Raw genomic sequence first — 10,323 nt, 5'->3', positions numbered from 1 at the left:
GCCATGATGCGTTTCCTGAGATGCATAAGTGGCTTGCACGCTATCCCAAGAAGCCACATCAATGCAAGGCCGCACTCTGGTGGAGAAGATTCGTCCGCATCAGTGCGAGGTCGACGTGGTCGGCGTGCGCGTGGCGGATCGCTACATCTACGGCTATGGCTTGGACTACAAGCGCTATTTTCGCAACGCGCGTGGTATTTATGCCGTGGCGGACGAAGACGTGTGACCGCTCGTGGTCCTCGGGTTATTTTGTAAAATGCCAATATAATTAAAGGCTTTTTGACTCCTGGGGTCTTTTGTTCCATCCTCACCCTAGTCGCCGGGTGCGGCTGCATTGGTCTTTGAGTGTCGATGCAGCGGACGCGTCCCGGATCCCAAAAAACGAGGTCTCGGGGAGCGGATCAATCTGCTCACTTTGGCAGACCCCAGAGGAGGATGGCCAATGTCTAGCTTGGAGAGTTATCGCAACTCGCATGTCGAACTCAGACAGATGATCGATGATCTGAGGGCGATCCTACGTCCGGATCTTCTGCAGATTCGACCCAATGCCAAGACCGCTTATCAACTGCTCTGTGATCTCGGCGTGAAAGTGCGCACCCACCTCGCCGAAGAAGATCGCAGCATCTATCCGACGCTGCTGATTCACGAAGATCCGCGCGTCAAGTCCATCGCCTGGGGCTTCATCAGCGGCGAGAAGCCATTGCGAAAGATCTTCGACGACTACCACAAGCGCTGGCTGAAGGACTGCGACTTCAACTTCACCGAGGCATTTCTTGCCGAGACCCATGAGGTCTTCGAGATGGTGGCGCAACGCATCGACCGCGAAGAGCAGGTGCTGCTGCCCAAGCTCGTCGAGATTGGTCTCTTTCAAGATCGGCGTGGCTCGAGCCGCGCTGGCTAGACGGCCGTCCTGCCGTCCGTCCTTCTTGTCGACGCCTAGAATCCTTGAGGGCACAAATGGCTTGCAGGTGAGTCAAATTTCGATGAAGCGTCCGACCATCCAAGGCCGTCGGGGTCGGGATCGAACCGACGATAGCGATGCCGATGGCATGACTCCTCGGTCTGAGGCGAAGCCTCGCTAAGGTGTGTTCCTGGAGTTGGCGGCGTGCCGGGGCGCTTGTATCCGGCTCATAAAGGGCGCCCTTGAGCGGTTGTGTCGATCGGTCGGGGTCCTTGCTCGGCAGGCGTGAGTTGTTATCTGAGAACCGGCAGTGGCGCGATGTCCTGCTGGCGTTTGTCGTTATGCGTTTGGTTTCCCGGGCACTCTTAGGTAGACTTGCGAGCCTTTATTGAAGGCGGTGTGTGCATGGGTCTTCTTGCGATCATTGGCGGCTCAGGGTTTAAGAGCTTGCCGGGCTTGCAGCAGTTGGATGCGCGTCAGCTCGAAACACCTTATGGAGATACCTCGGCGCCCGTGACGCGTGGTCGTCTCGGTGAGGCCGAGGTTCTGTTCATTCCGAGGCATGGACCCTCGCATCATCTACCGCCGCACCGGATCAACTACCGGGCAAATCTCTGGGCGCTGCGTGAGAGCGGCGCTGATCGCGTCATCGGCTTGGCGGCGGTTGGTGGCATCACTCCAGCTTTCGGCCCTTGTGTGATTTCGGTGCCGGATCAGGTAATCGACTACACGCACGGGCGCGAGCACACGCTCTACGACGGAACGACAGGTGAGGTGGAGCACATCGACCTCACGGCTCCCTATTCTGATGCGCTGAGACAGGCGCTTATCGACGTCTGCTCGGAATGCGGACAGTCAATCGTGCCTCATGGATGCTATGGGGCAACGCAAGGGCCGCGCCTCGAGACGGCGGCCGAGATCAGGCGTTGTGAGCGGGACGGTTGCGACATGGTTGGAATGACGGGCATGCCCGAGGCTAGCCTCGCACGTGAGCTTCGTCTGTGTTACGCGAGTCTCGCTTTCGTTGTTAATTGGGCCGCCGGTAAGAGCGGCAGCATCATTACCATGAAGGAGATCGAGGAGAATCTCGACCTCTGCGCCGAGCGGGTCATGGCTGTGCTTACGGCGGCAGCTCAGAGCTGCTGATCGCATTCGGCCTTGGCACGATCGCTTGGGGCTGGGATCTAGGGTTGATCGTTACAGAAAGACTGCATGCTTGCAGGAGTAATACAAAATGGCTAGCTCGGAAAACACCTCTTCTCGCGCGGGTATCGGCTTCCTGCCGAAGCTCATTCTCTGGTCGGTTGTGATCGCTTTCGGATATCTCTACCTCGGCTCGATCGATCGTGAAGGGGGTGGTCCATCCACGGCCTCTTCCCTGATCGACAAGCTCGCTGAGCTGAGCCCAATTCCTATCTCGGCGCTGCCCGGCATGTCGAACGACAGCGAGCCCTCAAGTGCGGAGTCTGAGGTTGCCGCATCGGATGCGCCCGCTGCGAAAAAGGAGCAGGAGGCGAAGCCGGTCAGCGATGCTGAGTCGGCTGTCTTTGCAAAGTCGCTCATGAAGGCGGAGGAAGTCCCGGTGGCGAAGCCGCCGGTGGTGCAAGCCGCTGAGGTTCCAGCCAAGGCCGAGGCACCAGTTGCACCGCAGCGGCAAGCCGCGGTTGCGCCCCCGGCGGCATATCCGGCATGGCCCTCGCAGCCGCAGCCGCAGCCGCCGGCGCCGGCGCAGCAGCCTCGCGTTGAGCCGGCTAAGGCTCCCCTGTCAGAGCCGGTTACGGCCGCGCAGCCGGCAAGCCGGGCTGATGAAGCTGCGGTGGAGGATGCCGAGGCTGTCGTCGTCGCGCCGCCGCATCCCGCGATGAGGCCGCCGGCACGCCCGATGCCCCAGGATTGGAGCGCGATGCAGGAGCAGCGCAAGCAAATGCTCTCTCAGATTGAAGCCATGCGTCGCGATGCCGACGAGAGGATGCGTCAATACTGGGAGCGTATGAGGACGTCTGCGCCTGCGGCTGCGCCCTACGGCTATCCTGGCTATGCGCCAGGCTATGCTCCGGGCTACGCGCCCGGCGCTTTCGCCCCGCAGCGCTGATCGAGGGTCTTCTGCGGCGAGTCAGGCGACTCGCCGCAGAAGGTGTGGCGCGCAATCCGTCCTTGCGGATGCTTGATGATGAATGTATAGTTCACGGGCTTAAGGAGTAGGCGGATCTAGTCGATAACCACGGTTCAAGAGGCCCCGTTTAGGGGTTTTTTTATCGCTCGCGAAAGAGTGTCATGACCTTGCCGAATGGGCACAATGACACGGTTAAGAGGTTGGGCCGCTGGCCCAATTTTTGTTTCTGAAGGGCGGAATCAATGCAGCCTGCCGATAGCCATCTCACAGCGCTGGCGCGCCGTGTCGTCGAGCCCATGGGCTACGAGCTGGTTGGCGTGGAGTACTTCCAGCACGGTGGTGACGCCACGCTTAGGATCTATATCGACCACGAGCGCGGTGTCGATCTGGACGATTGTACGGCGGTGAGTCATCAGCTGAGCGGTGTGCTCGATGTCGAGGATCCCCTGTCGGGGCATTACGACCTCGAGGTGTCTTCCCCCGGGCTTGATCGCCCCTTGGTGTTTCCGGAGCATTTCGAGCGCTTCGTCGGCAGCCGGGTTAGGGTGCGACTTGCCGAGAAGATTGAAGACCGGCGCAAGCTCGACGGCCAGTTGCTCGGCTACGCCGACGGCGCAATCCGGCTCGATGCGGACGGTCGTCAGTGGGAGATACCGCTGGCGAGCATCGAGTCAGCACGCTTGGTGCCGAAGCTCTAAAGGCAGGAGTCGATCTTTAAAGATGCGAGCTACAAAGGCTCGCCCCGAAGTCGCTGGGTGCTGAATCGAGGCCGGTTAGCTCTATCTAGGGCTCAATCAGTCTGGAATGAGAAGGTTGCGATCTTCTACTTCCACGTTCTCAGTCGAGTCTTGTCGGTGAGAATGGCGGGGCGCGCCAGCCCCGGGCGGGAATTGTCGCGAGTCGGCGTTTCCCTAATGCTCTGAGTTGGACATAAAGTGGAATGAGTAAAGAGATCTTACTGGTCGTTGAGGCCGTTTCCAACGAGAAGGACGTCCCCGAAGGTGTCATCTTCGAGGCCATCGAGGCTGCGCTCGCCTCGGCGACTCGCAAGAAGCACGGCGGTGAGATTGAGGCGCGCGTCAGCATCGACCGCAAGACCGGCGACTACAGGACCTTCCGCCGTTGGGAGATCGTGCCTGACCCCGAAGAGGGGGTGTTGGAAGCGCCGGCGCGTCAGATCACTCAGTCCGCAGCGGCCTATCTGGAGCCGGAACTCGGTCTCGGGGACTTCATCGAAGAGGAGATCGAATCCGAACTCTTCGGCCGCATCGCCGCTCAGACCGCCAAGCAGGTCATCGTTCAGAAAGTGCGTGAGGCCGAGCGGGCGAAGATCGTCGATGCCTTCGGGGAGCGCAAAGGCCAGTTGGTAACCGGCATCGTCAAGAAGGCGGAGCGCGGGACCATCGCCCTCGATCTAGGTAACAACGCCGAGGCGCTCGTTCCCCGCGACCACGTGATCCCGCGCGAGTCGGTCCGGCCCGGCGACCGCCTGCGCGGCTATCTTTACGACGTGCGCTCAGAGCCCAAGGGGCCTCAGCTCTTCGTCAGCCGCACCGCACCCGAACTCCTGATCGAGTTGTTCAAGCTGGAGGTGCCCGAGGTCGGTGAGGGTTTGATCCAAATCCTAGGGGCGGCGCGCGATCCCGGGTCGAGGGCCAAGATCGCGGTGCGCACTTCGGATCCGCGCATCGATCCTGTCGGTGCTTGTGTCGGCATGCGTGGGTCGCGCGTCCAGGCAGTTTCCAACGAACTCAATGGCGAGCGTGTCGACATCATTCTCTGGGATGATAATCCGGCCCAGTTCGTCATCAATGCCATGTCGCCTGCGGACGTGGTCTCCATCGTCATCGACGAGGAGGCGCGCAGCATGGACGTCGCGGTCAAGGAGGAGAATCTCGCCCAGGCCATCGGTCGTTTCGGTCAGAACGTTCGGCTCGCAACCCAGCTCAGCGGCTGGGAACTCAACGTGATGAACGAGCAGGATGCTGCGGCCAAGAGCGAGCAAGAAGCGCTCCGCTCCGTCCAGACATTCATGGAGTTGCTCGATATCGACGAGGGTTTCGCGACGCTGCTTGTCGAGGAAGGATTTACCAGCATCGACGAGGTGGCCTATGTCCCGCTCGCCGAAATGCAGGCAATCGACGAGCTTGATGACGACGCTATCGAGATGTTGCGCGAGCGCGCTAAGGATTACTTGCTGACCCGGGCCATCGCGAGCGAAGAGGGCGCGGACGAGACAAGCGAGACGAGCTTAATGACGTTGGAAGGGATGGATGAGTCCCTGGTCGAGGCCCTTCAGGCCTGCGGCGTCGGGACGCTCGAGGATCTTGCAGAGCAGTCGGTCGACGAGCTCATGCAGATCGAAGGCATGGATGAAGCGCGTGCCGCCAGCTTGATCATGAAGGCTCGCGAGCCCTGGTTCGCGAATGCCCCAGAGGAATAGAGGTACAAAGGTCAGTCCATGAGTGAAGTCACGGTCAAGCAGCTCGCCTCAACGGTCGGCATTCCGGTCGAGCGCCTCCTTACCCAATTGAACGAGGCAGGTATCAGCGCGAGTGGCGCGGATACCACCTTGACGGAGCAAGAGAAGCTCAAGCTTCTCGGCTACCTGCGTCGCAGTCACGGCAAGAGCGAAGACGATGACGAGGCGGCGGCGCCCAGTCAGGTCACGCTCAAGCGCAAGTCTGTGAGCGAGCTGCGGCAACCGGCCGCGGCGCCTCGCAGTACGGCGGGCGTGCGCCCTCCACCGGCGTCGCGTAGCGGCAAGACGGTCAGCGTCGAGGTGCGTCGCAAACGGACCTACGTCAAGCGCGGCGCCGACTCAGGTGCCGCCGGGCCGAGCGCCGCTTCGGCGCCACGGCGTGACTCTGGAGATCGCGGTCGCGGCGGTCGTGGGCGCTCGGCGCCTGCGGCTGCGGCTTTCGACGAGACCAAGCGACGTACCGAGCTAGAGGCGCTCCGTGCTGAGCAAGAAGCGCGTCGGCTCGCTGATCAGGAAGATCAAGAGCGCGTCGCGCGTGAAGAAGAGCTGCGGCGGCGCGAAGAGGCAGAGGCCCGCCGCGCCGAGGAAGAGGCGCGGCGTCGCGTCGAAGACGAGGAGCGAGCGCGTCAAGAGCTTGAGGCTGCGGCCGCCAGCGAGACCTCAGGCCAAGCCGATCTAGCCGAGGTGCCAGACAAGGATGACGCCGTGCCGCGCCGCGCCGAGCCCGCCAAGCCCAAGAAGCTGGCCAAGAAGGCCGGTGAGGAATTGGAGAAGGAGCGCGTGGGCAAGAAGACCGCGAGGAAAGACGCGACGCGTTCCCGCGATTCGAGCAATGCCGCTCGAGCCGACTACGAAGAGGTCGATGGCGCGGGAGCAGGTCGTGGTCCCCGTCGCAAGAGGAAGTCGGGCAGACCACAGCTCCAGGATAAGCATGTCTTCCAACGGCCAACCGCACCTGTGGTGCGCGAGGTCGAGGTCCCAGAGACTATCTCGGTCGCGGATTTGGCGAACCGTATGTCGGTCAAGGCCTCCGAGGTCATCAAAGAGCTCTTCAAGCAGGGCATGATGGTGACCATCAATCAGAGCCTTGATCGCGATACCGCGACGATCGTCGTCGAGGAATTGGGACATAAGGTCATCGTGGCCGATGAGCGGGATGCCGAAGGCACGCTGATGGACGAAGTCGAAGAGCAGGAAGGTCAGCATGAGGCCCAGTCGCGTCCGCCAGTCGTGACCATCATGGGTCACGTCGACCACGGTAAGACGTCACTGCTCGACTACATCCGCCGCACACGTGTCGCTTCCGGCGAGGCCGGTGGCATCACCCAGCATATCGGCGCTTATCACGTCGAGACGGAAAAAGGCACTGTCTGTTTCCTCGACACGCCCGGCCATGCCGCCTTCTCCTCAATGCGGGCGCGCGGCGCCAAGGTCACCGACATCGTCATCCTGGTGGTGGCAGCCGATGACGGCGTGATGCCGCAGACGATCGAGGCCATTCAGCACGCTCGAGCGGCCAAGGTGCCTCTCATCGTGGCCGTCAACAAGATGGATAAGCCAGAGGCCAACCCCGATCGGGTGATGCAGGAGCTGACGCAGCACGACGTCCTGCCCGAGGAGTGGGGTGGCGACACCATGCTCGTCAAGGTCTCCGCCAAGGCCGGCGACGGTATCGATGACTTGCTGGACGCCATTCTGCTGCAGTCGGAGGTACTCGAACTGACGGCTCCGGTCGACGGGCCGGCGCGTGGCGCCATCGTCGAGTCCAGTTTGGATAAGGGCCGTGGGCCAGTGGCCACCGTTCTGGTGCAGACAGGAACCCTCAGGCGCGGCGACATCATCGTCAGCGGCGGCGAGTATGGTCGTGTGCGTGCCATGTTCGACGAGGCTGGTGCCCCGGTCGAGTCTGCCGGTCCTTCGATTCCAGTCCAGGTCCTGGGCCTCTCCGGAACGCCCAATGCCGGCGATGACGTCATCGCCGTGAGTGATGAGCGCAAGGCCCGCGAAGTGGCCGATCTGCGCTCCGCGAAGCTGCGTCAGAGTCGTTTCGACGAGCAACGCGGCGCGAGCCTGGATCAGCTTTTCTCGCAGCTTAAAGATGGCGAGCAGAAGTCTGTCAACCTTGTCATCAAGGCGGACGTGCAGGGCAGTCTGGAGGCGCTCAAGGACAGCCTCCTCAAGCTCACCAATGATGAGGTCAAGGTCGCCATCGTGGCTTCGGGTGTTGGCGGCATCACCGAGTCTGACGCCAACCTGGCTTTCACCTCGAATGCCATTCTGCTCGGCTTCAACGTGCGTGCGGATGCCGCTGCCCGTCGGGTGGTGGAGGACAAGGGCCTGGACCTGCGCTACTACAGCATCATCTACGAGCTGATCGACGAGGTGAAGCATGCCATCTCCGGCCTCCTGAGCCCCATTGTCACCGAGGAGATCATTGGCCTAGCCCAGGTGCGCGACGTCTTCCGCTCGTCCAAATTCGGCGCAATCGCCGGCTCGATGGTGGTCGAGGGCGCCATCCGTCGCAACAGTCCGATTCGCGTCCTGCGCGACAATGTCGTCATCTACGAGGGCGCGCTCGAGTCACTGCGTCGCTTCAAAGAGGATGTCAGCGAGGTCAAGTCAGGAACCGAGTGCGGCATTGGCGTCAAGAACTACAACGACGTCAAGCCTGGTGACCAGATCGAGGTCTTTGAGCGCACCGAGAGGGCTCGCGTCCTGTGAGTGAGCGTGAATTCGATCGTACCGAGCGCATCGGTGCCGAGCTGCAGCGTGTCCTTTCGGTCACGCTGCGCGACCAGGTGAAGGACCCAAGACTCGCCAATATCACGGTGCACGAAGTTCGGGTGACCAAAGATTTGGCGCATGCCAAGGTCTTCTTCACCTGCTTTCCGACCGACGAAGACACGGCAACGCAAGCCCAACTCCTGAACGGCCGTCTCGCCGGCTTTCTTCGGCATGCGCTCGCGAAGGAAGTCCGCTTACGCACTGTTCCTCAGCTGCACTTCGTGCATGATGAGTCCATTGGCTATGGTGAGCGCCTCTCGTCGCTGATCGATCAAGCCGTGGCCGCGTCCGAGGTCACGGATCCGCAAAGCGCGGACCAGGAGCGCTGAGCCCATGGGACGCCGCCGCAATCCGGGACGCAATGTCACCGGCATCCTACTGTTGGATAAGCCACTCGGCTTGACCTCGAACGACGCGCTGCAGCGTGTCAAACGCCACTATCGCGCAGCCAAGGCTGGCCACACCGGCAGTCTGGATCCGCTCGCAACTGGCCTACTGCCATGTTGCCTAGGTGATTCCACCAAGTTCTCGGCCTTCCTGCTGGACGCCGACAAACGGTATCGGGTGCGGGTGCGGCTGGGGATCACCACGACGACGGCCGACGCCGAGGGCGAGGTGTTGGAGACCTTGCCGGTCGAGGGCGTCGACGAGGACCGCTTGCGGCAAGTCTTGGTCAAGTTCACTGGGGGCATCGACCAGTTGCCGCCCATGTATTCTGCGCTGAAGCACCAGGGGCAACGGCTCTACAAGCTTGCTCGGCAGGGTGTCGAGGTCGAGCGCCAGCCGCGCCGTATCGACATCCACGCGCTCGATCTGGTGTCCTGCGACCTGCCCGAGATCGAGCTGGATGTCCATTGCTCCAAGGGTACCTATGTGCGCACCCTGGCGGAGGACATCGGCAAGGCGCTGGGCTGCGGCGGCCATGTCATCGAACTCAGACGCACCGGTGTAGGGCCGTACCTCGAGTCCGCTGCGCCCTTCATCTCCCTTGACGAGGTCGCAGCGCTTGCCGACCAAGGGGATTTTGCAGCCCTGGACGCACTGCTGCTGCCGCTGGATACCGCGCTTGGACACTGTCCGGCGGTCCGGCTCTCAGAGGATGCGGCCTTCTATCTGCGTCAGGGGCAAGCGGTTCTGGTGCCGCAGGCACCGACCGATGGTTTGGTGCGCCTCTATGATGCGTCCGCCCGCTTCGTCGGCGTGGGCGTCATCAGTGACGATGGTAAGGTGCAGCCGAAGCGTCTGATCTAGGGGCTCTCAACGCTAGCGCCTAAAGTGCTCGGAGCCTCTGTTCGAGCGGTCGGTGCAGCGACAGACTTCTCAGAAGCACTCGAATTTCGACCCGTTTTATCGACCGGCTGAATCCCCCTGAAGTCATTGTCGGGTGGATTCTCCTGGCGGCTCAGGCTGCTGGGCATGGCCTTTTCCTTCATCCTTGAAGACACTTAGGAGACTGCAATGACGATGACCGCTGAGGACAAGAAGACGATCGTTGACGAATACGCGCGTGGCGAACGTGATACCGGCTCGCCCGAGGTCCAGGTTGCGCTGCTGACGGCACGCATCCAGCAACTGACCGAGCACTTCAAAGAGCACAAGCATGATCACCACTCCCGCCGCGGACTGGTACGCATGGTCAACTCCCGCCGCAAGCTGCTCGACTATCTGAAGCGCAAGGATCTGGACCGCTATCGTGATCTGATTTCGCGTCTGGGGCTGCGTCGCTAAAGCGATTGTCGGACAATCTCATCGCCGATGGCAGCGGATCGAGGTTCGCCTTCAAGGAGCACCGCCGGTGCGACAGGGAAGGCGGATCTCGAGATACCTCTGCTGGTATGAGCTTCGACAGAAATCGCCTAAGATGCGTCCCACTCTCGGCAAGCGGACGGCCGCTTTGCGACCGTCCGCTTGCCGGCTCGCCGCAGCCCCTGGGCCGCACCGCGAGCAGACAGCAATCGCTGCCGCCCGTTCTCTTGCTGGCTCGAGCCAAGGTCGGAGTGCACCAGGGTCCGCAGCCCAGACGGCCCAAACACCCCCCGAGGA

General features: G+C 61.8%; 9 protein-coding genes and 1 pseudogene. All 10 read left to right on the top strand.

What is annotated here, in order from left to right:
* Positions 1–73 precede the first annotated feature (73 nt).
* Positions 74–226: pseudogene (locus tag G3480_RS04475) on the top strand (hypoxanthine-guanine phosphoribosyltransferase); the annotation flags it as partial.
* 216 nt (positions 227–442) lie between these two features.
* Complete coding sequence (locus tag G3480_RS04470; protein ID WP_164652476.1) at positions 443–901, top strand: hemerythrin domain-containing protein; 459 nt, start codon at positions 443–445, stop codon at positions 899–901.
* 405 nt (positions 902–1,306) lie between these two features.
* On the top strand, positions 1,307–2,047 hold the full coding sequence (locus G3480_RS04465) for an S-methyl-5'-thioinosine phosphorylase (protein WP_164652475.1): 741 nt from the start codon (positions 1,307–1,309) through the stop codon (positions 2,045–2,047).
* An 88-nt stretch (positions 2,048–2,135) separates the two neighbouring features.
* Positions 2,136–2,993 (top strand): hypothetical protein, encoded by an 858-nt coding sequence (locus tag G3480_RS04460; RefSeq protein WP_164652474.1) that lies wholly within the window; start codon positions 2,136–2,138, stop codon positions 2,991–2,993.
* A 263-nt stretch (positions 2,994–3,256) separates the two neighbouring features.
* Positions 3,257–3,712: a ribosome maturation factor RimP gene (rimP, locus tag G3480_RS04455; RefSeq protein ID WP_164652473.1), complete on the top strand. Its 456-nt coding sequence runs from the start codon at positions 3,257–3,259 to the stop codon at positions 3,710–3,712.
* A 242-nt stretch (positions 3,713–3,954) separates the two neighbouring features.
* A complete protein-coding gene (gene nusA, locus G3480_RS04450; protein ID WP_164652472.1) occupies positions 3,955–5,457 on the top strand; it encodes a transcription termination factor NusA in 1,503 nt (500 codons plus the stop codon).
* A gap of 18 nt (positions 5,458–5,475) precedes the next feature.
* Positions 5,476–8,217 carry a translation initiation factor IF-2 gene (infB, locus tag G3480_RS04445; RefSeq protein WP_164652471.1) on the top strand — a complete coding sequence of 914 codons (2,742 nt, stop codon included), beginning with the start codon at positions 5,476–5,478 and terminating at the stop codon, positions 8,215–8,217.
* Positions 8,214–8,609, top strand: coding sequence for a 30S ribosome-binding factor RbfA (gene rbfA / locus G3480_RS04440; protein ID WP_164652470.1), 396 nt, complete (start codon positions 8,214–8,216; stop codon positions 8,607–8,609). Before infB ends, rbfA begins: the two co-directional genes overlap by 4 nt.
* A gap of 4 nt (positions 8,610–8,613) precedes the next feature.
* A complete protein-coding gene (gene truB, locus G3480_RS04435; RefSeq protein WP_164652469.1) occupies positions 8,614–9,531 on the top strand; it encodes a tRNA pseudouridine(55) synthase TruB in 918 nt (305 codons plus the stop codon).
* A gap of 207 nt (positions 9,532–9,738) precedes the next feature.
* Positions 9,739–10,008, top strand: a complete 270-nt coding sequence (rpsO, locus tag G3480_RS04430) for a 30S ribosomal protein S15 (RefSeq protein ID WP_164652468.1) — start codon at positions 9,739–9,741, stop codon at positions 10,006–10,008.
* Positions 10,009–10,323 lie beyond the last annotated feature (315 nt).

This window comes from Thiorhodococcus mannitoliphagus, from assembly GCF_010915725.1.
GTDB classification, from domain to species: Bacteria; Pseudomonadota; Gammaproteobacteria; order Chromatiales; family Chromatiaceae; genus Thiorhodococcus; species Thiorhodococcus mannitoliphagus.
The sequence above is the reverse complement of the archived record's forward strand: the minus strand, read 5'-3'. Positions and strand labels throughout refer to the sequence as shown.